The following is a 21,522-nucleotide window of genomic DNA, read 5'->3' on the forward strand; positions in this document are numbered from 1 at the left end:
CCGTCCAGGGCCGGTTCCGCGAGCCGCTGCGGCTCAGACGTCGCCCGGCTCCCCTCCCCCGGCGCCCAGTGCTCGGACGGCCGCGTCGAAGTGTTCCCGGCAGCGCCCCCAGGCGCCGCCCACCTCGAAGTCCAGCAGCAGCGGGGTGAGCGCGGCCGAGAAGTCGGTGCTCGCCTCGAGGGGCAGCAGCGACGGGAGGTTGTCGATGGCGATGAGGTCGAGCACGGGCTGTTCGCGCAGCCGGCGCACCGGGTGCTCCCAGTCGGTCGGGGTGTCGTAGACCGGCAGGAGGTTCAGGGGCGACCCCACGTCGGCCGTCACGTCACACAGGGTGCGCAGCCGGCGGCCGGGTTCGTCGAGGTCCTTGTCCGTCAGGAAGGGCGGGACGGGTCGGGTGGTCAGGACGGTGTTGACCATCAGCTCGTGGGCGAGCAGGGCCTGCCGGTCCAGGTCCCGGGTCTCGGCCAGATCCCAGCAGGTGGGGTCGGCTCCGGCGACGCCGAGCGCGACCCGGGCCCCGCGTCCGCTGCGGCCCAGGGCGCCGATCACCAGCGCCCGCACCTCGCCCGAGGCGGCGCGCAGTTGCTCGTCCAGCTCCTCCTTGGACGTCGGCCGCAGCGGCCCGGTCAGCCGGCCCCGGTGCTGGAGCAGGGCGAGGGCGGCGCCCAGGTATCCGGCCCAGTAGCCGAACGCGACGAGCCGCCGCCCGTCCTCGTCGACCAGGTACTCCAGGTCCAGCAGGGCGCCGCCGCCCGCGACGAACCGGCGCAGCAGGGCCTCGGCGCCCGGCTGTCCCTTGTAGGCGTGCCCGAAGAACAGGTGGCGGTGGACCAGCGCGGCAGGCTCGTCGGGGAGTTCCTTCAGGCCGGCGATCACCGCGTCGGGCGGTGCCGTCACCCAGGAGCCGGGCTCGGCGACACGGCAGCCCACCTGCTCGTACGCCTCGGCCGGGAACACCCGCTGCGGCGAGTCCTCGACGGTGAGGGTCAGGCCGCTCTCGACCAGGCGCCGGGCGTCGGACGGCACGATCGGTGTGCGCCGTTCGGTGGTACGGGACTCGTGGCGGAGCCACAGGTGGAGTGCGGTCATACGCGGTTGACCTCCGGGCGCGGGGCGCCGGCGGCGAACGGGCCGACGCTCACGGGGCTGACGTTGACGAAGGGTACGCGCCCCGGGCGGAGTTCCCGGTGTTGTCGTCGGGCCCTTGACGACATGCCCTGGAACGGGCTCTTGCGGGCGTCCCGCACGGTCGGGCCCACGGGGGTCTCGCGGTCGGCCCCACGGGGTCTCCCGGTTACGGCACGCCGATCAGGAGCAGCGTCACGTCGTCGTCATGGGCGGCCGTGTCCGGAATGAGGGTCCCGATCAGCCGGGCCGTGGCCTGGTCCAGCGTCACCGGGTCGGGTGGAGCGCCCGTCAGGGCGCCGTGAAGCGTGTCCGTGAGGACGTCGATCTGGGCGTCGATGTCGGTGCCGGGCCTCTCGACGAGTCCGTCGGTGTAGAGGGCGAGCGTGCTGCCCGGCGGCAGCCGATGGGTCACCTGCCGGTACGGCCCGCCGCCGCACACGTCGCCGACTCCCAGCGGCACGCTGACCGGTGCGTGCAGCCGGCGGGCGGGCCCGTCAGGGGGAAGGGCGACGACCGGCGGGTGTCCGGCCGAGCACAGGGCGACCTCGCAGGCGTCCTGGTCTATCACCAGGTAGGCGCAGGTGACGAGCTGGTCTTCCAGGTCGCTGACGAACGCGTCCAGCCCGGTCATGAGCCGGCTGGGCGCTGTGCCGGTGCGGGCCAGCGCGTGGGAGGCGGCGCGGAGCTGGCCCATGACGGCCGCCGCGTCCAGGCCCCGGCCCATCACGTCGCCGATGACGATGCCGGTGCGGCGCCGGTCGAGGGGGATGATGTCGAACCAGTCGCCGCCGACTCCGGGGCCCTGCGCGGACGCCAGGTACCGGTGGGCGCTGGGCAGGTGCGGCAGGCGGGGCGGTTCGCCCATGAGGCTGTGCTGCAGGGTGTAGGCGATGCGCCGTTGCTGCTCGTAGCGCTCGGCGCGTTCGGCCTCGGCCTGTCGGCGTTCGGTGATGTCCCGCACGGTCAGGAAGGCCACGGTTTCCTGTTCGGCCCGCAGGCTGCTGACGCTGACCTCGACGGGGAACTCACCGCCGTCGCTGTGCTGCCCGTACAAGCCCCTGTCGAGGACCATCGGCTTCGGGTCGCGCAGTCGCAGATAGGCGTCGAGGAGCGCGCTGTGCCGTCGGCGTCGCGGGCCGGACACCAGATCGACGACCTTGGCGCCGACGAGGGCGTCCGGGTCGCGGCCGAACAGTCGTCGCACCTGTGCGTTGGCCATGACGATGGTGCCGTCGCCGTCCGTGATCAGGGTGGCGTCGGGCGCCGATTCCAGCAGCGCGAGGAAGCGCCGGTTGGCCCGCTGGACCTCGCGCTGGGCCGCGACCCGTTCGGTCACGTCGGTGACGACCCCGCACAGGGCGTACGGCCTGCCGGACGGATCGTTGAGGGCGAACAATGTGGTCAGGACGTCCCGTGGGCCCGCCGGGAGGACGATGCGCTCCTCCCGCTGCACGGGGTCGCCCCGGGCCAGCACGGCGAGGTCGGCGGCCCACGCCCGACGGGCGCGGTCGGGCGGCAGCACGTCCAGGTCCCGGCGGCCCAGAACCTGTTCACGGGACAGGCCCGTGCTCTCCTCGAAGGTCGTGTTGACCGCCAGGAAGCGGCCGTCCGGGTCCTTGATGAACACCGCCGCGGGCGTGTGGTCCATGAAGGCCTGCAGCAGTTCGTTCTGCCGCACCTGCCATTCGGCACGGGCGTGCGCCACCTCGATGCGGCGGCCCACGATCAGGGCGACGAAGAAGACGACGACGAACACGGACGTGACGCCGCAGACCAGCAGCGCGGTGCCCAGACGCGTCCCGTACAGCCCTGCGTCCTCGCCGGCCAGCACGACCCAGCCCAGCAGCAGCGGCACCACCAGCGTGGTGGCGAACAGCCGGCGGCCCAGCGCGCCCGTGGTGCCGGCGTTCGTCAGAAGTCCCGCGGGGCCTTCGTCCGGCCTGGCCAGGAACGCGGCGACGCCCAGCAGCACCAGGGCGACGGCGGTGTGCAGGGCCATGCCGGTGTAGGCGCCGAACCGCTCCAGCACGGGCACGGCGTAGGCGAACCCGTAGAGCCGCAGCATGCCCAGGGTCAGGACGGCCAGGCCCGGGATCTGACTCGTCCAGGCGGGCAGTCGGGGTGTGCTCGCGCACAGTGACGCCCCGCCGCAGAGCGTCAGTGCCGCGGCCGTGTTCGGTGCCATGCGTCCGGGCACCCCCGTCGCCACTCGGGCGGTGTCGTCCGTGAAGAGGAGCTGATCGATGCCCAGGCCCGTCCCGGCCGCGTACTCCAGTACGGTGAGCCCGCCGATCAAAGCGGCCAGGACCGCGGCCGCACGGGCCGCGGCGATCATCCGCGGCGATGCGGGTCTGAGAGCCACCAGGAACACGGACAGGCCGAGCGCCAGCAGGGCCACGGCGGTGTTCGGCTTCATGGAGGCGGCGACGCCCGGGAGCACGCTCTTCAGGACGCCGATCCCGAGGATCCAGCCGGACAGGCCCACCGCGCCCAGCACGGCGGCCATCAGGGAGGCGCTCTGGGCCACGATGCGGGCAGCGGCCACGGCAGGCTCACGGAACGGCAGCCCCCCGGCCTGCTCTGTACGCATCACCCATCATCACCTTGGTCGACACGACCTCATCGGCTCAATTGGCTCAAGTATTGCAAAAGCGCCATCGAGCACTGACAGCGATAAAAGCGACACTTTATGACACGACAGGTACGTCGGGCGCGCGGCGGCCGGCGCCGGACGGCCGCCGCGCAGGCCGCTCAGGAGGACTGCACCACCGCGTCCAGGTGCGGCAGGTAGTGGTCGAGCCGCTCCCGCTTGGTGCGCAGGTAGGTGATGTTGTTCTCGCACGGCGGGATGAGCAGGGACACCTGCTCGTCGACCTTGATGCCGTGCCGCAGCAGCGCCTCCCGCTTGCGCGGGTTGTTGGAGAGCAGGCGCACGGACCGGATGCCGAGGTCGTGCAGGATCTCCGCCGCGACGCGGTAGTCGCGGGCGTCCACCGGCAGTCCGAGGGCGAGGTTGGCCTCGACCGTGTCCAGGCCCTCCGACTGGAGCTTCATGGCGCGCAGCTTGGCCAGCAGGCCGATGCCGCGGCCCTCGTGGCCGCGCAGGTACACGACGATGCCGCGGCCTTCGGCCACGACCTGCCTGAGGGCGGTGGAGAGTTGGGGCCCGCACTCGCAGTGCGTGGAGCCGAAGGCGTCCCCGGTCAGGCATTCGGAATGCAGGCGGACGAGCATGCCCTCTTCCTCGATGTCGCCGTACACCAGCGCCACTTGTTCGTCGCCGCGGTCGTGGTCGAGGTAGCCGACGGCCTGGAAATCGCCGTACTTGGTGGGCAGCGGGGCATTCACGACTCGGGTCACCCCGGTGGGCACGTTCGCGATCCGGGTGACTCCCGAGGGGGCATTCCCGCCGAGCACGCCGTCAACGTCTGTCATGATCTGATTCCTATCTGGTAAGCGCAGGCGGTACGAGACGAAAGGCCGTGAAAAGATGAGCGGTTCGGGAACTGCGGATACTGCCGGTGGCCACACCTCGGGTGTGCTGCCGTCGGACACCTCGCGGGACGTACGGGAGCGGGCGAAGGGTCCGCACCGCCAGGTGGCCGTCCTTCCCGTGGGCAGTTTCGAACAGCACGGCCCGTACCTTCCGTTGGCGACCGACACCCTGGTCGCCTGCGCGATCGCCCGCGAGCTGGCCGCCGCGTATCCGGTTCACCTCCTTCCTCCGGTGACGATCTCCTGCTCGCACGAGCACGCGGCGTGGCCGGGAACGGTGAGCATCTCCTCCGTCACTCTCCACGCGGTCGTACGGGACATCGCCGCATCGCTCGAACGCTCGGGCGTCGAGGCCCTGGTCCTGGTCAACGGTCACGGCGGTAATTACGTCCTCGGCAATGTCGTCCAGGAAGGCAATGCCGTCCGGGATTCCTCGGGCAGCGGTGTGCGGATGGCGCTTTTCCCGGCCCCGGAGGACTGGGAGTCGGCCCGGGAGCGGGCCGGGGTGCAGACCTCGCTGCTCAGCGACATGCATGCCGGGGAAATCGAGACCTCCATTCTTCTGCACTGTCATCCCGAATTGGTCAGGCCCGGTCACGAGACCATGGATTTCATCGCCGACGACCGACGGCATCTGCTCACCCTCGGTATGTCGGCCTATACGGAGTCCGGTGTCATCGGGCGTCCTTCGCTGGCTCGTGCGGAGAAGGGGAAGAAGTTGCTCGCGACGCTCGCGGACTCCTTCGAGCCGTATTTCTCCCTGGTCGCGTCGGACGGCGGCGATGACGGCGTGACACATCGCCGGTGACCCCGCGTCAGGAGACGTGCGGAGGCCGGGCGGGTGTGCCGGGTGCGGGGACGGGGGGCGCGGAGCGCGTGGGGGGTGCGCTCCGCGCCCGGTACGGGGGGCCGGGGGCGCGTCGCGGAGGTTTCGTCCTCCGCGGCGTTCTCCGTCCCGGTGCGCGGGTGCCGCAGGCCGGTGTACCAGCGGGCGAGGAGGACGAGGACGCCGGGCAGGCTCGCCACGAAGCTGAGGACGCCGTAGACGACCGCGACGCTCAGTCCGGTGTCCGCGCCGAGGCCGGCCGCGCCGAAGGCCCAGGCGGTGACGCCTTCCCGGGGGCCGAAGCCGCCGATGTTCAGCGGCAGGCCCATCGCGATGAGTGCGAGCAGGGCCAGGGGCAGGAGCGTGACCGGGGAGGCGTGCGATCCGGCGACCCGCGCGGCCACCAGGAACATCAGCAGGTGCCCGGCGAGCACGATGACGGACGACAGCAGGACGGAAGGCCAACTGCCGCGGGCCAGCAGGGCGGTGCGCGCCTCGGCGAGCGCGGCGCCGACGGCCCGGCGCCGGCGTGACGGGCGGGGCGTGCGGCCCATGCGGACGGCCACGACGATGGCGAGCGCGCCGAGTGCGGCGAGCGCGAGCAGGCCCGCCAGGTGGCGGGCCTGGGTCAGCACCGGCGAGGGCAGCGTGAGCAGGGCCGGGACGCCCACCGCCACCAGGGCGACCTGGCCGGCGGTGCGTTCCAGGACGACGGCGCGGACGCCGCGGCCGACGTCACCGGCGCTCTGCCCGTGCCGCACCGCGCGGTGCACGTCGCCGAGGACACCGCCGGGGAGCGCCGCGTTGAGGAACAGGGCACGGTAGTAGTCGGCGACGGCGGCGCCGAACGGCAGCCTGATGCCGAGCGCGTGGGCGACCCGGCACCAGCGCCAGGCGCTGAACACAGTGGTCAGCACGCCGATCCCGAGCCCGGCGAGCAGGGTCGGCGCGTCGATCCGCCGCAGCCCGTCGAGGAACACCCCGGTCCCGAGCCGCCACAGCAGCACCCCGAGGATGAGCGCCCCGGCGACGGTCCCGAAGTGGGCGCGCAGGGCGCGCAGGACCCGGCGGCGCAGGGATGCCCCGGTGTGGGATGCCGCCGCCGCGGGGGCGGTCTCCACCACGGGCACGCGCGCCTCCTCCGCCACCGTCGCCGAAGCGGCCGTCCGCGTCGTCATCAAGCGCCTCCCGTCGGGCGGGGCAGGACCAGTACGTCGCTGTGGTGGACCGTCACGTCCAGGTCGCCCGCCGCGCAGGCGGCCAGGCGGTCCTGCAGATACGTCTCTGCGCGGGGCGCGAGGTCCGGGCGCTGGTCCACGGCCGCGCCGACCCAGCCGCGCAGCCATTCCTCGGTCAGCTCCCGCTGGTCGGCGCCGAGCCGCCAGGGGCTCGGATGGACCCTTACGCTCGCGCCGAGCCGGTCGAAGGCCTCGCAGGCCACGCGCACCGCGTCGGGGCCGAGCAGATCCCCGCGCCGCTGGTGGGCGTTGAACGCCTCCCCGATCTCCCGGTCCATGGGGTGACCGGGCGTCAGTTCCACGCGGCCCACGACGGACAGCGTCAGCAGCGCCGGGCAGCCCGCGCCCACGCAGGCCCGGGCGAGCGTGTCGATCTCGTCGGCGGTGAGGACGTCCAGCAGCGCGGACGCGGTCACCAGCGACGCCCCGGTCAGCGCGTCCGGGGTGAGCCGGCCGATGTCGCCGCGCTGGGTGGTGACGCCCACCCGGCTGCCGTCGGCCGCCGCGCGGGGCGCCCCCACCGAGGCGAAGTGCAGCAGGTAGGGGTCCCGGTCGTGCAGCACCCAGTGCTGGGGGCCGTCGAGCAGCGGGGCCAGCCAGCGGCCCATGGAACCGGTGCCGCAGCCCAGGTCGTGCACGATCAGCTCGGTGCCGTGCCGGGGCCGGTTCGCGAGGCGGATCCGCAGCGGGTCGAGCAGTTCGTGGGCCCGCGCCGCCGCGTCGGCGGGCTCCCGCAACCTCAGCCACTGCGGGGCGTATCGGGGCACTTCGGTCTCGCCTCCACCGGGCGCGGGGATCGCGGGGAGCCCCGCGGGCCCGGGTTCCGTGGACGCCTCGGACCCCGTCGATGTCGTACCCGTGCTCATGCCGCCCTCCGAGGCTCGTGAGGCAGCCGGCCCAGCACGGCCGCCAGGCTGCGCGCCGTGGTCGCCCAACCGTCCAGTGCCGCCCGCCGGCCGCGCGCGGCGGCCTTGAGCCGGCGCCGCACGTCCGGCTCGCCGAACCAGCCGCGCAGCTCGGCGGCGATCGCGGCCGGGTCCTCCGGCGGGACCAGGATGCCGGGCACCCCGCCGTCCGGCGCGCGCCCCACCGCCTCGGGCAGGCCGCCGACATCGGTGGCGAGGACGGGGATGCCGCGCGCCAGGGCCTCGGTGACGGCCATGCCGTACGTCTCGGCGTACGAGGTGAGGACCATGAGGTCGGCGGAGGCGTAGCTCGCCTCGAGTTCGGCGCCGGACTTCGGGCCTGCCAGGTGCAGCCGGTCGGCCAGGCCGTGCTCGTCGATGAGGGCGCGCAGCCGCTGAACGTACTCGGGGTCGTGGCCGAGCCCGCCGACCAGTGCGCAGGTCCACGGCAGGTCCTTGACCGTGGCGAGGGCCTCGATGAGCCGGTGCTGCCCCTTGCGGGGGGTGACGGCGGCGACGCACAGCAGCCGCGAGACGCCGTCGGTGCCCGGGGCCAGGGGTGCGATGTCGGCTCCGGGGGCGGCGACGTGGACCCGTTGGGGCGCGAGCCCGTGGTGGGAGACCAGCCGGCGCACCGCCCAGTCGCTGGTCGCGATCACGGCGGGCACCGCCCTGAGGGTGGCGCGCTCCTTGGCGTCCAGGTCGGCCGCGGTCTCGGGGTCGAGACCGGTCTCGTCACCGAGCGGCAGGTGCACGAGGACGGCGAGGCAGAGCCGTTCGGCCTCGGGCACGACGATCTCGGGGACGCCGCAGGCCACCAGGCCGTCCAGCAGCACGACCGTGCCGTCGGGCAGGTCCCGCAGCGTACGGGCGAGTTCGGCCCTCGCCTGCGCGCCGGGACGCGGCCAGGAGCCCTCGACCAGGTGCTTGTGCACCTGCCAGCCGAAGCCGGGCAGGTCCAGGCAGATCCGGCGGTCGTAGGCGTTGCCGCCGCTGGGGGTGGCCGGGTCGTCGACGCCGCCCGGCATCACGAAGTGCACGGTGCGCAGCGACATGGGGATGATGCCGGCGTTGCTGAGGGCCGTGTTCTGCACGGGCACGTAGCCGAGACGGGGCTGGGCCGGCCGGCCGGCGGTGTTCACGGACGCGTGGTCGATGGTCGTGTCGGTCACAGGGCACGCTCGTAACTCGCCCAGGCGATGTGCGACTCGTGCAGCGTGACGGTGATGCCGGCGATGCCGCGGGCGCTCTCGCCCAGCGCGCCCTTGTGGATCCGTTCGGCGAGACGGTCGGCTATCACCTTGGCCAGGTACTCCGTCGAGGTGTTGATGTTCGCGAAGTCCGGTTCGTTGTCGAGGTTGCGGTAGTTGAGCTCGCTCACCACCGCGCCCAGCTCCTGCGTGGCCAGTCCGATGTCGACGACGATGTTGTCGTCGTCCAGCTCGGCGCGGCGGAAGGTGGCGTCCACGAGGAACGTCGCTCCGTGCAGGCGCTGCGCGGGTCCGAAGACCTCGCCGCGGAAGCTGTGAGCGATCATCAGGTGATCGCGGACGGTGATGCTGAACAACGGACGACCCTCCAGGTGCGGTGCGTCTGGCCCCCTTCCGGGGCATGTCGTGTAGTACGGCTGACCCCTGCGCGTTGTTCAGCTGCCGGTTCTCCTTGTTCGAAGGTTCCTTGGGAATTCCTTGGGAGTTCGCCCCAAGGCCGGGCAACTCGGGCGGCGAGGAGGTCAGTCGGCGGTGTACCGGACTCGGTGGCACAACCCCTTGATCTCACCACGGGTGAGGCGTGGCAGCAGGTCGGGGAGGTCTTCGAAGGCGGACTCGCCGGTGACGAGCGCGTCGAACGCGGGGTCGGCGAGCAGGTCGAGGGCGAGAGCCATGCGCTCGGCGTAGCCGCGTCCGGCGCGGGCGCGCGGCGAGACGGTGCCGACCTGGCTGCTGCGGATCGTGAGCCGGCGCGAGTGGAAGGCCTCGCCGAGCGGCAGGGTGACGCGCCGGTCGCCGTACCAGCTCAGTTCGACGACGGTCCCCTCGGGGGCGAGGAGTTCCAGGGACCGTACAAGTCCCTGTTCGCTCGCGCTGGCGTGGACGACGAGGTCGCGGTCGCCGAGCGCGTCCCCGGGCAGGGCGAAGTCGACGCCGAGCGCACGGGCGACCTGGGCGCGCTCCGGGTCGGCGTCGACGAGCTGGACGCGGACGCCGGGGTGGCGGGCGAGCAGGGCGGCGACGGAGCATCCGACCATGCCGCCGCCGACGACCGCGATCCGGTCCCCGACCTGGGGGCCCGCGTCCCACAGGGCGTTGACGGCGGTCTCGACGGTGCCGGCCAGGATGGCGCGGTGGGCGGGCACGGCGTCGGGGACGACGGTGACGGCCGTGGCGGGGACGACGTACCGGCTCTGGTGCGGGTACAGGCAGAAGACGGTCCGCCCGACCAGCTCGTCCGGCCCCTGCTCCACCTGCCCCACGCTGAGATACCCGTATTTCACGGGGGCCGGGAAGTCGCCCTCCTGGAACGGGGCTCGCATGGCGGCGTGCTGGCTCTCGGGGACACCGCCGCGGAAGACGAGGGTCTCGGTGCCGCGGCTGACCCCGGAGTACAGGGCGCGCACCAGCACCTCGCCGTCGCCGGGCTTCGTCAGCTCCACCTCCCGCAGCTCCCCGTGGCCCGGCGAGCGCAGCCAGAAGGCGCGTGCTGTGAGGTCCATGTGCGTCTCCCTGAACGATCCGGCGTTTCACCACGTACGCAGCTACGAGAAGTCGCGCACAAGGTACGCGCGAAGATCGAATCTGTCACTTGGCCGGAGGGTGAGCGGTGGCCCTGAACCACACATACGAGGCGAGGCTCTTGCAGCAGGAGACGACCGTGGGGGCGGGCGTGCAGGTGCTGCTGCTGACCTTGCTGGGCACGGCGATCGGCATGGGCCCGGCCGGCTGGCTGACGGGCCTGGCGTTCGCGCTCGCCACCTGGGGCGTGCTCACCCGGGCCGTGCTCCGCTCCCGGCTCACCTCGTTCGGTCCGGCCAACCGCGTGACGCTGGGCCGGGCGATCCTGGTCGGCGGGGTGACGGCGCTGGTCGCGGACTCGTTCGAGAGCGCGCCGCCGGTGACGGTGTTCGTGGGGCTGACGGCGGTGGCGCTGATCCTGGACGGCGTGGACGGCAAGGTGGCCCGCCGCACGGGTACGTCGACGGCGCTGGGCGCGCGTTTCGACATGGAGGTCGACGCGTTCCTGATCCTGGTGCTGAGCGTGTACGTGTCGACGTCGCTGGGCCCGTGGGTGCTGCTGATCGGTGCGATGCGGTATGTGTTCGTGGCGGCGGCCCGGGTCCTGCCGTGGCTGAACGGCGAGCTGCCGCCCAGCATGGCCCGCAAGACGGTGGCGGCGGTGCAGGGCGTCGCGCTGCTGGTGGCCGCGTCGGGGCTGCTTCCGTACGCGGCGGGCGCGGCGGTCGTCGGATGTGCTCTGGCGTCGCTGGTGTGGTCGTTCGGGCGGGACGTGCTGTGGCTGTGGAGTGTGCGGGACGGCGCGGTGGTGGCGGCGCCCGCCGAGGTGCTGGTCGAGCCGGTCGCGGAACTGGTGGCGGGCGGCTGACCGGCGCCGTCGCCTCAGGTCCTCAGGAGGCGGCCCTGCGGCCGTCGAGCCGTCCGATGCGGGCCACGTTCTCCCGGTCCTCGGGGTCCTCGCTGGGGCGGGCGGCGAACCAGGCGTCGAGGATCTCCTTGAGGAGCGGCTCGGAGGTCAGGCGCAGGCTGAGCGCCAGCACGTTGGCGTCGTTCCAGCGGCGGGCGCCGTCCGCCGTGTACGCGTCGGTGCACAGGGCCGCCCGTACGCCCGGCACCTTGTTCGCGGCGATCGACGCGCCGGTGCCGGTCCAGCAGCACACGACCGCCTGGTCGGAGCGCCCGTCGGCGACGTCGCCGGCCGCGGCCTGGGAGCAGGCCGCCCACTGGGCGTCGTCCCCGGGGCTGAGCGCGCCGTGGGTCAGCACCTCGTGGCCGCGGGCGCGCAGTTCGGCGACCAGGCCGCGGGCGACGGGTTCGTCCATGTCCGAGGAGACCGAGATCCGCATGTCCCGGAGGGTACCCGCTCACACCCGCCGGTGGTCCCTGCGGCCTGCTGGGTACTCGGGTCCCGGACCGTCCCGGACCGAGTCGGAAGGAGCCGGACGTGAGCGGCGGCGACGGGCTGCGGGAGTACCGCGGCAAACGTGACTTCGACCGGACCGCCGAGCCCCGGGGCGACGCGGCGGCATCCGGCGCGGAGCCCCGCTTCGTGGTGCAGATCCACGACGCGAGCACCCTGCACTTCGACTTCCGGCTCCAGGTGGGCGACGTCCTGAAGTCCTGGTCGATCCCCAAGGGCCCGTCCGCGGACCCCGGTGACAAGCGGCTGGCCGTGCCCACCGAGGACCATCCGCTGGAGTACGAGGACTTCGAGGGCGTCATTCCGCGGGGCGAGTACGGGGGCGGCACCGTGATCGTCTGGGACCGGGGCACCTACCGGCCGCTGAGCCACGACCGGCGCGGGCGGCCCGTGCCGTTCGAGGAGTCGCTGGAGCGCGGGCACGCCACGTTCCGGCTGGACGGGTCGAAGCTGCACGGCGAGTACGCGCTGACCCGGTTCCGCGGCGGGAAGGGAGAGGCCTGGCTGCTGGTGAAGGCGGGCCGGGCCGGCTCCGGAGGGCACGGCACGCCGCATCCGCGCCGCGCCCGCTCGGTCCGCAGTGGACGCACCCTCGCGCAGGTGGCCGCGGACGGCGCCGAGGAGTGAGGGCCCTGACGACGGGGCGCCCGGCCGTCCTTCGGCGGCAGGGCCGGGTGCGCGAGTGAGCTCAGTTGTTCCAGCTCTCGTCGTACGGGTCGCCGGGGGTCGGGACCGGCTTCGCCTGGATGACGTCGAGGTACGGGATGACACCGCCGTTGACGGGGTCCTTGGTGCGCCGGGCGGTGTAGGTGCCGGTGACGTCGAGCCAGGAGTCCGGCTGCAGGACGGGCGGAAGCTTGCCGGTCAGGCCTATCTTGACCGGCTGGGCGTCGGCGGCGCAGCAGTTGAGGGCCATGCGGACCAGGTAGGGCGTCCCGCCCCGGTCCAGGGCCACGAACCCGGTGATCTCCACCGTCCGGCCGCCGAGGGAGCGCCCGTGGCCGTATGCCGCGCGGCCCGCGTAGTCCACCAGCCCGAGCCTGACCGGGTCGCCGGACGGCAGGGCCGGATAGGCCAGGGGCTGCTGGAGGGCCGTACCGGAGCGCACGGCGGTGTAGGAGCCGAGCGCCGGCGGGGCGACCAGGATGAGGGCGAACAGGGGGAGGACGAGGAGCCAGGAGATCCTCGGCTCGTGGTGGGCGTGGCCGTGGCCGTCGTCGTGTGCGTGGTCCTCCGGTACCGCGTGTACCTCCGCTACCTCGTGTACCTCGCGCCCGTCGCGTTCGTCGTGCGCCGCGCCGCCCGGGCGCCGTCGGGCCGCCCGCACGCCGCGCAGTTCGTACCAGACCGTGGCGGCCGCCGCGACGATCAGGACGGCGCCGGCCGCGAGCAGCAGCGGCTGCAGGCCCGCCTTGACGTAGCGCAGGTACAGGGTGGTGGTCCCGGCGTGCAGCAGTGCTCCGCCGACCAGGAACAGGATGGCCGCTTGTGCCTGGCGGTTCACAGCAGCACCGCCCCGGTCAGGACCGACACCAGGATCGCCAGCGTGAAGGTGGCGGGCGCGAACCGCAGCGCGAAGGAGCGGCCGAAGGTGCCGGCCTGCATCGCGAACAGCTTCAGGTCGATCATGGGCCCGACCACGAGGAACGTCAGCCGGGCGGTGAGCGAGAACTGCGACAGCGAGGCCGCCACGAACGCGTCCGCCTCGGAGCAGATCGACAGCAGCACCGCGAGGACGGAGAGCGCGAGGACCGCCACCACCGGGTTGTCCGCCGCCGTCCGCAGCCAGCTCGCCGGTGCCACGGCCTTGAGGGTGGCCGCAGCCATGGCGCCGACGACCAGGAAGCCCCCGGCGTGCATCACGTCGTGCCGTACGGATCCCCAGAACGCGGCACCCTTGGTCCGCCCCTCGTACGACGCCCGGGCCGGCGGCCGCAGCCAGTCGGTGCGCCCGAGCCGCTGCCACAGCCAGCCCATCGCGCACGCCACCAGCAGGCTCGCCAGGAACCGGGCGAGGACCATCTCCGGGTCACGAGGGAAGGCGACGGCGGTCGCGGTCAGCACGATCGGGTTGATCGCGGGCGCGGACAGCAGGAAGGCCAGTGCCGCCGCAGGCGTCACCCCCCGGCGCACCAGCGCCCCGGCGACCGGCACCGAGGCGCACTCACAGCCCGGCAGCATCGCCCCGGCCACCCCGGCGACCGGCACCGCGAGCGCGGGCCGTTTCGGCAGGGCGCGAGCGAAGAACGACGGTGGGACGAACACCGCGAGCGCCGCGGACAGCAGGACGCCGAGGACGAGGAACGGCAGCGCCTGGACGACCACCGCGAGGAACACGGTCATCCAGCTCTGCATCACCGGCGCGCCCAGCGCCCGGCGGATCGGGCCCTGCCCGACGACCAGCACGAGCAGCAGCAGGGTCAGGCCGAGGGAGGAGTTGAACTGCCAGCCCTGCGCAGGTTCCCCGTCACGGCCCCGGTCGACCGGGGCCGGGGGTGCTTTGACGATGGTCACGGGCGGGGTACCTCCGGGAAGCGGCGGGCGGCGCGGGGGGCTTGCCCCCTCCCCACCTGTACGAAGTCCCGGGCGCCGCGTCTCACCGCGGGCCCGGGACTTTGCCGCTCAATGACCTTCCGCCGTCACCGGCCGCTCCCGTACGCCGGTTTCGGCTGTCCCTGGGCGGCCGGGACGTGCCGGCGGCCGAAGAGGGACGGCAGGCTCGGCACGGTCAGGAAGCCCTCGGCCCGTGCGCTGGCGATCCCGATGCGGGGTATGTCGCGGGTGTTCTCGAACAGCAGGAAGCGGGGCTCCCACACCGGCCGGTACTTGGCGTTGGCGCGGTACAGGGACTCGATCTGCCACCAGCGGGAGAAGAACGTGAGCACGGAGCGCCACAGCCGCAGCACGGGGCCGGCGCCGAGGCGCGAGCCGCGTTCGAAGACGGCGCGGAACATGGCGAAGTTCAGGGACACCCGCTCGATGCCGAGGTCGCGGGCGCGCAGCAGCAGCTCGATGACCATGAACTCCATCAGGCCGTTCTCGCAGTCGCGGTCGCGGCGCATCAGGTCGAGGGAGAGACCGTGCTCGCCCCAGGGGACGAAGCTGAGCAGGGCCCGCGGCTCGCCCTCGCCGTCGCGGCACTCCAGCATGACGCAGCAGCCGTCGTCCGGGTCGCCGAGGCGGCCGAGCGCCATGGAGAAGCCGCGCTCGGTGGCGCCGTCGCGCCAGTGGTCCGCCTTCTCGATCAGCTCGGCCATCTCCGACTCGGGGATGTCCCCGTGGCGGCGGATCGTCACGGTGTACCCGGCGCGGCGGACCCGGTTGTGCGCCTGCCGCACGACCCTCATCGCGCGCCCCTCGAGGCTGAAGTCGGCGACCTCCACGATCGCCTCGTCGCCCAGTTCGAGGGCGTCCAGGCCGTGCCGGGCGTAGATGGTGCCGGCCTCTTCGCTCGCGCCCATGACGGCGGGCGTCCAGGCGTGCCGGCGGGCCTCCTTCAGCCACTCCTCGATGGCGCCGGGCCAGGCCTCGGGGTCGCCGATCGGGTCGCCGGAGGCGAGTGTGACGCCGCCGACCACACGGTAGGTGACGGCGGCCTTGCCGCTCGGGGACCAGATCACGGCCTTGTCGCGGCGCAGCGCGAAGTAGCCCAGCGAGTCGCGCTCGCCGTGTTTGGCGAGCAGGTCGCGCAGCCGCCGCTCGTCCTCCTCGCCGAGCAGCTCGCGGCCCCGGGGCGCGCGGAAGCAGGCGTACAGGACGAGGAGGAAGGTCGCGGCGGTCAGGACGTTGATGGTGATGTCCACCCAGCGCGGGGCGTGCACGTGCTCGATGTGGTCGGCGAGCGGACCGACGCTGACGCCGCGCAGCAGCGCGTACACGATCTTGTCCGCCAGGGAGGCCGAGGCTTCGGTGTGCGCCTTGTTGGTGGCGTCGACCAGCCAGGTGCCGATTCCGCCGCTGACGACGATGCCGCAGGCGGCGACGATCAGCGCGAGCTTCGGGTTGGAGCGGTCGCCCACGGCCCGGAACTGCGTGCGGCCGAGCAGCAGGGCGGTCACGAACAGGCCGGTGAGCAGGGCGGAGATCCAGTTGAAGACGTGCCGGTTGTAGGTGTGCTGGGTCAGGGCGGCCACGTACAGCGCGAACAGCGGACCGGCGAGCAGCAGGTTCACGATCCACGCCGCCCGCTTGCGGCGCCGCATGACCGCGGCCAGGAACAGGGCGAGGACCGCCGAGACCAGACCGGCGGTGGCCAGGTACGGAGTGAAGAACTGGCCGCCGTTGTGCTCGTGCACCTCTTCGCGGAAGGGGAGCGAGAGGACGGCCACGATGTTCAGCACGGCCATCAGCCGCAGGTACCAGACCGTGGCGACGGCCGCCCCGGGGCCGAGGCGCGCGGGCAGCGAGGGTCCCTCTCCCGCCGCGCCCCGCGGACGCCGGGCGCGCTGCTGGTCGATCACTGCTTGTTGCTGTGCGGGCACCGCGATGACTCACCTTGACGAGAGACAGGCCGGAAGGACCGGCGTGGACAGAGGCACTCGCATCGACCCTACATTTCGTAGGGGTAACGGTGGCCTTTCCCAGGGTAGGAGTCCGGCAAGGAGGATCCCAGCCCCGCGGTCCCGGCGGGGGTGCCGCGGGACGGTCGCCGGGGGCGACAGGTTCACCCGTACGGGGACCCGGGAAGTCTACGGGGCTCTCTCCTCGGCGTGCTCCAGACCGGCGCGCTCGAGGTCCGCGTGGTCGAGCAGGAACGGCACGATCGCCCGCTCCAGCAGGGCGCGCTCCCAGGCCTCGCGGGCCCGGCGCACCCGGGGATCGCGGTCCGCCGGGTCGCCGTCGTCGCCGCGGCGGGCGCGGGCCAGGAGCCAGGCGAGGTCCCCGAGGGCCGCTCCCGCCGTCACGACGGCGGCGATCACCCCGGACATCACGAGCCCGTCGCCGATGTGCGGGCGCACGGCGAAGGCCCGCAGCCCGAAACCGCACAGCAGGAAGACCCCTGTGGCCGCGGCCCCCAGGCTCGGCACCAGGACCGCGAGCGCGGGCAGGAGTCTTCTTTGCATACGATCCCCGCCGTCGCCCTCCCGCCCGTCACGGTCGGCGGCCGCGGCCCGCAGCGCGAGATAGTGGTCGTACTCGTCGGCGGCGACCCCGGCCAGGCGGTCGCGCGCCTCCAGGGCCCGCGCCCGCAGCCGCTCGCGTACCGGTCCGGCACCGGCGGCTCCGATCGCCGACGCGATCCGCGGAAGGCCGAGGGCCCGGTCCACGACCCGTTCGAAGATCGGGCCGTCCGCTGGTGACGGCTCCTCGGACTCCCGCACAGATCCCCCGATCGGCACACTACGGGCCGGCCGATACGGACCGGCGGACGGACGAGCCAAACCCTACAACATGTAGGACATCCGGAAGGGGCGGAGTACGGACACCGCGCACCCTCCGTGGCGACGACTCGAACATGCGGTCAGCGTTCCTCGGCGGGCTCGGCGTCCAGACCGGTGCACGCCAGCTTGCCGTCCACCTTGGCGCACGCCTCCACGTCGTCGGGCGACGTCACGGCGAGCATGGGGCTCGCCGAGTCACCGGAGCCGTCTCCCGGATACGCGGCGGAGAGCACGTCCCGCCCCTTGCGGACGGAGATGACGCGGGCGTCGGAGGCGTCCGCGTCGACCTCGGCCCAGGCGGTGCCGCAGGTCGGGGAGTACTCGAGGCGCACCGCGTAGGAGGCGTCGCGGACCTTGCTCTTGGTCTGCGCGTCCCGGTCGCAGGAGGACACGTCCGGAAGCTGCCCCTGGCAGGCGCCGCCCCGGCACCGGGGGGTGGCCGCGGCGAGCCGTCCGCCCGGCGTGCCGGAGCGGTCGGCCGCGAGGAGGGCGACGGCGACCGCGGTGACCGTGACGATCAGGGCGAGCGCCGACAGCGGCAGCCGGCGGAGCCGGGGGGCCCGCGCCGAGGCGCCCTCGAACGGCGGCGTGTCGGTGCCGGCGGGAGGCGGGCGGTCGGCCGCCTCCCACAGGGCCAGAACGGGGGCGGGGTCGGCGCCGGCGAGTGCGGCGAGCGCCTCGACCGCCGAACCGGGGGGCCGCTGGGCGCCGTTGAGATAGCGGTGCCAGGCGGACTTGCTGTACGGGGTGCGCGCGGCGAGGGCCGCGAGGCTGAGACCGGTGCGCTCCTTCAGGTCGCGCAGCGTGGTCACGAACGCCTCGTCCGTCTGTGCGGGCGGTGCGACCGGTGGGTCGCAGGGCTCCGTCGTCCGTGCCGCGCCGGCTTTCACGGTCTCGATCCTTGGGGCTGTCGCATGACCTGTCCCTCAACACCTGATCCTGTTTGGGCGGTTCGCCCTGGTTGTCGAGATGTGTTCCCGAGGGTGCGGTGCCGCCACACATCGGGACCGGTATGAGAAATGGGAGACGGAAGTCGCCGGGGACGGAGCGCGCCGACGGCCTGCCCGGTCACATGAGACCGGGCAGGCCGTCCCTTGGAGGGGTCAGCACCAGGGCAGGGTGCTGCGCGCGCGGACGTAGTGGGCGGAGACGTAGCCCTGGTTGCCCGAGAGCTTGTACCAGCGCCGGTTGCCGAAGACGTACGAGCCGTTCTTCTTGCAGACCAGTACCAGGCGGCCGTTGACGTGCCGGTGGCCGACGACGCGGTAGCGGAAGCCGGGGCCGGAGCGGACGTTCAGTCCGATGTGGCGCGTGGCGACGTGTCCCACGACGCGGACGGAGCGCCGGTGGCGGACCGGGCGCGTGCTGTGCCGGGTGTGGCCGACGGGGTGGGAGCACCGTGGCGAGCGGTGTGCGCGATGCCGGGCCGGGATGTGCCGGGCCGGGGCGGGGAGCAGGATGTGCGGGCGGTGCGGGGCCGTCCGGACGACCGGCGCCGGGGTGGGCCGGCTCCCGTCGGCGGCGACTGCGGCCGTTGGCACCAGCGCGAACATCGCGACCGCGGCCACCAGGCCGCTCTGCAGTGTCCGGCGAATCATGGGAACCTCCGTGCTGACGTTGCCGATCACGGTCTGCGTGATCTCATGTCGCCCAGCGTTTCCGTGCCGACGGCCGGGGATTCCGTCCCGTTGTGCCAGGGATACGGGAAACGTCCCGTGGGACGAGCGGCGGCGACGAGCCGCCGGGGCACGGGCCGCGCACCACGGCGCACGACACGCGGTCAGCCCCGCGCCACCCGCCGGATGACGTCGTCCCACCGGAGCCGACCGAGGACGCACAGCCGTACGGACATGCGAACGGCCCCGTCTCGGGGCCGGTCCACCGCTGCCGCCGGGTCATTGCGGGTCGTCATGCCCGCTCACCCGGGTGATGATCCACGGTGCTGTCGCCACCGGTTCGGATCCTCCTCCAGGGCCGCCCGGTCCCAGCCGCCGCGTTCCGCGGCGGCCTCGTAGGTCGTGTGCAGGAAACCGGCCAGTACCCGGTCCGGGTCGGCCGCAGTACGCACCGCCTCGTACGGGAGAAGGAACTGACGGTGGTCGGAGCTGTAGAACGCGTCGGCCGGGGTGACCGGCTGCGCGGCGAAGCCATCCGGCTCGGGATAGGCGTAGGAGTAGAAGGCCCCCTCTTCCCCGCCGCCGGGCCAGAAACCGCAGCTGCTCAACTCGCGGGAGTAACCCTCCACCATCACCCAGTCACCGCAGTTCGGGGCGCCGCCGGGATGCGGCGGGGCCGCCCGCCCCGAGAACCTCGTGCAGGCCAGGTCCATGGCACCCCAGAAGAAGTGCACGGGGCTGACCTTGCCGACGAAGTACGAGCGGAACTCCCCCAGCACCCGGTTGGCCTGCAGCAACTGCTGCCAGAAGAGCTGTGCGGCGCTCGGGTCGTAGGAAGCGTGCTGGTAGTCCTCATCGAAGGGGATCGCCGGGTCCACCTCGTTCGGAGACGCCTGGATCCTCGTCTCGATTCCCAGCTCACTCAGGGCGCGCATCGTCGCACGGTAGAAGTCGGCCACCGGTCTCGACTCCAGGGCCACGCTGCGGTTGGCGCCGTCGCTGCTGCGGACGCACAGCCGATGGTCGAGGAAGTCGAACTCGAGGTCGAAGACCCCTGAGCGGTAGGGGATCGCCGACGTGGTCAGGCCGCGCGGGCTGACGTACAGGGTGACCTGCCACCAGTGATTGACCAGGGGCGCGTGGGCCAGCCGGATCTTGCCGACGATCTGGGTCCACATGTGCAGTGTGTCCCGGGTCTCGGTCCAGTCGGCGACCCGCAGCCGCGGCCACATCGTCCGCGACGCCCCATGGGAGACCATGGCCACAGCCCACTCCTCCCAGGACGACTGACCGATACCGACCACGCTGCCCTCAGCCGGAGAATCAGGCAACCCGGCGCGCCTCACCGGCCATCGGACCGGAACGCTTGGCATGCTCCACGAGCAGCCGCTGCGCCTGCCTCGCCACAGTGATCCAGCAACCGGTCCCACCAGAGGCGGGAGGCCCTGCCGGGCCGGTTCGGAAGGAGTCCCCAATCATGAAGGTCGACCAGCCGGTGCTGGTACTCGCGTCCACCGGAGGGCAGGGCAGTGCCGTCGTCAGCGCGCTGCTCTCCCGCGGTGTGACCGTCCGTGGCCTGGTCCGCAACCTTGGATCCGCTTCGGCCCGGCGCCTGGCCGCCCGCGGTGTCGAGGTTGTCGGCGGAGATCTGGGGGACCGGGAGTCCCTGGCCTCGGCCATGCGGGGAGTAGCCGGTGTGTTCGCGATGACCACGCCCTTCGAGTCAGGGCCGGCCGCCGAGATCGCACAGGGCCGGGCCGTTCTCACCGCCGCCCATGAGACTCGTGTGCCGCATTTGGTCTTCAGTTCCGTCGCAGGTGCCGACCAGGACACCGGCGTCCCGCACTTCGAGACCAAGGCGGTGATCGAACGGGAACTGGCCGCGGGCGAGGTGCCCTACACGATCTTGGGTCCCACCTATTTCTTCGACAACGCCCTCGGCGGCGTGGACCGGATCCTCCAGGGGGTGCTCGATCTGCCGCTGCCCCCGGACCGCCCGCTGCAACAACTGGCACGCCCCGACCTGGGCGGGTTCGCCGCCGCCGTCTTCGCCGAACCTGACAGCTTCATCGGACAGCGCATCGAGCTCGCCGGCGACGCCCCCACGCCCGATGACATGGCCGCCACGTTGAGCACGGTGCTCGGTCGGACCGTTCGCCACAACGAAGTGCGGCTCGACGAGATCGGCAACGACGACATGCGGGCGATGTGGGCGTTCCTGCGTGGCCACGGCTACCGCGTCGACGTGCCGGCGATGCACGCCGCTCATCCCGGTCTGCGCTGGACGTCGTTCGCCGACTGGGCCGAGAGCGCCTTCTCATCGACACCATGACAGGCCGCCTGGCCCACGGGGGCGTTCCGCCGCCTGCGGCCGCACCCGGCCGTCCGGCAGCGGCTGGTAATCCAGCCGTGATGCGCGAGAAGCCCCTCAATTTCAGGGGCGGCAAAAGACGAAGGCAAGGAGAGTCTTCTCCTTGCCACTCTCAACGTATAGCGCACCGGGGGGCTTGCGGCAAGACCCGGGCCCCGGCGCAGAATCGTCGGCCGAGGCCACAACCTGCGGAAACGGGGGCAAGACGTGCGTGTGTCGTTGTCGACGCGTTCAGGACGCGGTGACGTCGGACCAGTGACGGGACCGGAGTTGCGATTGCGGGCGCTCGGGGCGGAGGTGCGGGGGTGCGCGCCGGCCGACAGGGCGGCGCGGCCGGCCGACAGGGCGGCGCGGCCGACCGACAGGGCGGCGCGGCCCAACAACAGGGAGGCCCGGACGACCCCCCCGGC

At 72.9% G+C, this 21,522-nt stretch carries 19 protein-coding genes and 2 pseudogenes; 4 read left to right on the plus strand and 17 right to left on the minus strand.

The genetic code is table 11. The features are described from left to right. Positions 1–33: 33 nt before the first annotated feature. The 4 genes and pseudogenes from ACZ4SW_RS22905 to ribA form a co-directional block, all read right to left on the minus strand. Positions 34–1,089, minus strand: a complete 1,056-nt coding sequence (locus tag ACZ4SW_RS22905; RefSeq protein WP_468247660.1) for a saccharopine dehydrogenase — start codon at positions 1,087–1,089, stop codon at positions 34–36. Further along, positions 1,086–1,187: pseudogene (locus tag ACZ4SW_RS22910) on the minus strand (NAD(P)/FAD-dependent oxidoreductase); the annotation flags it as partial. The gene ACZ4SW_RS22905 and the pseudogene ACZ4SW_RS22910, both read right to left, overlap by 4 nt. 107 nt (positions 1,188–1,294) lie before the next feature. Beyond that, positions 1,295–3,718, minus strand: coding sequence for a SpoIIE family protein phosphatase (locus ACZ4SW_RS22915; protein ID WP_468247664.1), 2,424 nt, complete (start codon positions 3,716–3,718; stop codon positions 1,295–1,297). 161 nt (positions 3,719–3,879) lie between these two features. After that, positions 3,880–4,563 carry a GTP cyclohydrolase II gene (gene ribA, locus ACZ4SW_RS22920; RefSeq protein WP_468247669.1) on the minus strand — a complete coding sequence of 228 codons (684 nt, stop codon included), beginning with the start codon at positions 4,561–4,563 and terminating at the stop codon, positions 3,880–3,882. 55 nt (positions 4,564–4,618) lie between these two features. On the opposite strand from ribA, the gene ACZ4SW_RS22925 reads away from it, so the two are divergent. Beyond that, a complete protein-coding gene (locus ACZ4SW_RS22925; RefSeq protein WP_468247676.1) occupies positions 4,619–5,431 on the plus strand; it encodes a creatininase family protein in 813 nt (270 codons plus the stop codon). Between the two features lie 212 nt (positions 5,432–5,643). Here ACZ4SW_RS22925 and ACZ4SW_RS22930 read toward each other — a convergent pair. The 5 genes and pseudogenes from ACZ4SW_RS22930 to ACZ4SW_RS22950 form a co-directional block, all read right to left on the minus strand. Further along, a pseudogene (locus tag ACZ4SW_RS22930) lies at positions 5,644–6,627 on the minus strand (lysylphosphatidylglycerol synthase transmembrane domain-containing protein); the annotation flags it as partial. Then, positions 6,627–7,553 (minus strand): class I SAM-dependent methyltransferase, encoded by a 927-nt coding sequence (locus tag ACZ4SW_RS22935; RefSeq protein WP_468247682.1) that lies wholly within the window; start codon positions 7,551–7,553, stop codon positions 6,627–6,629. The gene ACZ4SW_RS22935 and the pseudogene ACZ4SW_RS22930, both read right to left, overlap by 1 nt. Then, entirely contained in the window at positions 7,550–8,764 is a 1,215-nt protein-coding gene (locus tag ACZ4SW_RS22940) for a glycosyltransferase family 4 protein (RefSeq protein WP_468247686.1), read from the minus strand. Before ACZ4SW_RS22940 ends, ACZ4SW_RS22935 begins: the two co-directional genes overlap by 4 nt. Then, positions 8,761–9,159 carry a 6-pyruvoyl trahydropterin synthase family protein gene (locus ACZ4SW_RS22945; protein ID WP_468247692.1) on the minus strand — a complete coding sequence of 133 codons (399 nt, stop codon included), beginning with the start codon at positions 9,157–9,159 and terminating at the stop codon, positions 8,761–8,763. Before ACZ4SW_RS22945 ends, ACZ4SW_RS22940 begins: the two co-directional genes overlap by 4 nt. Positions 9,160–9,324: 165 nt before the next feature. Then, positions 9,325–10,305, minus strand: a complete 981-nt coding sequence (locus ACZ4SW_RS22950) for an NAD(P)-binding protein (protein ID WP_468247696.1) — start codon at positions 10,303–10,305, stop codon at positions 9,325–9,327. A gap of 107 nt (positions 10,306–10,412) precedes the next feature. Between ACZ4SW_RS22950 and ACZ4SW_RS22955 the strand changes: the two genes are divergently transcribed. Continuing rightward, on the plus strand, positions 10,413–11,192 hold the full coding sequence (locus ACZ4SW_RS22955; protein ID WP_468247700.1) for a CDP-alcohol phosphatidyltransferase family protein: 780 nt from the start codon (positions 10,413–10,415) through the stop codon (positions 11,190–11,192). Between the two features lie 22 nt (positions 11,193–11,214). Here ACZ4SW_RS22955 and ACZ4SW_RS22960 read toward each other — a convergent pair whose 3' ends face one another. Beyond that, on the minus strand, positions 11,215–11,670 hold the full coding sequence (locus ACZ4SW_RS22960; RefSeq protein WP_468247705.1) for an RpiB/LacA/LacB family sugar-phosphate isomerase: 456 nt from the start codon (positions 11,668–11,670) through the stop codon (positions 11,215–11,217). 98 nt (positions 11,671–11,768) lie between these two features. Here ACZ4SW_RS22960 and ACZ4SW_RS22965 point away from each other — a divergent pair, with 98 nt between their 5' ends. Next, positions 11,769–12,371, plus strand: coding sequence for a DNA polymerase ligase N-terminal domain-containing protein (locus ACZ4SW_RS22965; protein ID WP_468247709.1), 603 nt, complete (start codon positions 11,769–11,771; stop codon positions 12,369–12,371). Between the two features lie 61 nt (positions 12,372–12,432). On the opposite strand, the gene ACZ4SW_RS22970 is transcribed toward ACZ4SW_RS22965, so the two are convergent. The 7 genes from ACZ4SW_RS22970 to ACZ4SW_RS23000 all read right to left on the minus strand — a co-directional run bounded on the left by ACZ4SW_RS22970 (position 12,433) and on the right by ACZ4SW_RS23000 (position 20,000). After that, complete coding sequence (locus ACZ4SW_RS22970; RefSeq protein WP_468247712.1) at positions 12,433–13,248, minus strand: TIGR03943 family putative permease subunit; 816 nt, start codon at positions 13,246–13,248, stop codon at positions 12,433–12,435. Continuing rightward, positions 13,245–14,258 (minus strand): permease, encoded by a 1,014-nt coding sequence (locus ACZ4SW_RS22975; protein WP_468247718.1) that lies wholly within the window; start codon positions 14,256–14,258, stop codon positions 13,245–13,247. Before ACZ4SW_RS22975 ends, ACZ4SW_RS22970 begins: the two co-directional genes overlap by 4 nt. A gap of 125 nt (positions 14,259–14,383) precedes the next feature. Beyond that, positions 14,384–16,225 carry a phosphatidylglycerol lysyltransferase domain-containing protein gene (locus tag ACZ4SW_RS22980; protein ID WP_468247724.1) on the minus strand — a complete coding sequence of 614 codons (1,842 nt, stop codon included), beginning with the start codon at positions 16,223–16,225 and terminating at the stop codon, positions 14,384–14,386. 207 nt (positions 16,226–16,432) lie between these two features. Further along, on the minus strand, positions 16,433–17,065 hold the full coding sequence (locus tag ACZ4SW_RS22985) for a hypothetical protein (protein WP_468247729.1): 633 nt from the start codon (positions 17,063–17,065) through the stop codon (positions 16,433–16,435). Positions 17,066–17,205: 140 nt separating this feature from the next. Further along, positions 17,206–18,015 carry a helix-turn-helix domain-containing protein gene (locus tag ACZ4SW_RS22990; protein ID WP_468247733.1) on the minus strand — a complete coding sequence of 270 codons (810 nt, stop codon included), beginning with the start codon at positions 18,013–18,015 and terminating at the stop codon, positions 17,206–17,208. Between the two features lie 213 nt (positions 18,016–18,228). Beyond that, positions 18,229–18,723 (minus strand): SH3 domain-containing protein, encoded by a 495-nt coding sequence (locus ACZ4SW_RS22995; protein ID WP_468247737.1) that lies wholly within the window; start codon positions 18,721–18,723, stop codon positions 18,229–18,231. Between the two features lie 320 nt (positions 18,724–19,043). Further along, the gene (locus ACZ4SW_RS23000; RefSeq protein ID WP_468247740.1) at positions 19,044–20,000 is read right to left on the minus strand and encodes a DUF5996 family protein; all 957 of its coding nucleotides are present in this window, start codon (positions 19,998–20,000) and stop codon (positions 19,044–19,046) included. Between the two features lie 218 nt (positions 20,001–20,218). On the opposite strand from ACZ4SW_RS23000, the gene ACZ4SW_RS23005 reads away from it, so the two are divergent. Further along, positions 20,219–21,073: an NmrA/HSCARG family protein gene (locus ACZ4SW_RS23005; RefSeq protein WP_468247744.1), complete on the plus strand. Its 855-nt coding sequence runs from the start codon at positions 20,219–20,221 to the stop codon at positions 21,071–21,073. Positions 21,074–21,522: the final 449 nt, after the last annotated feature.

This window comes from Streptomyces sp. NPDC028331 (assembly GCF_055565775.1).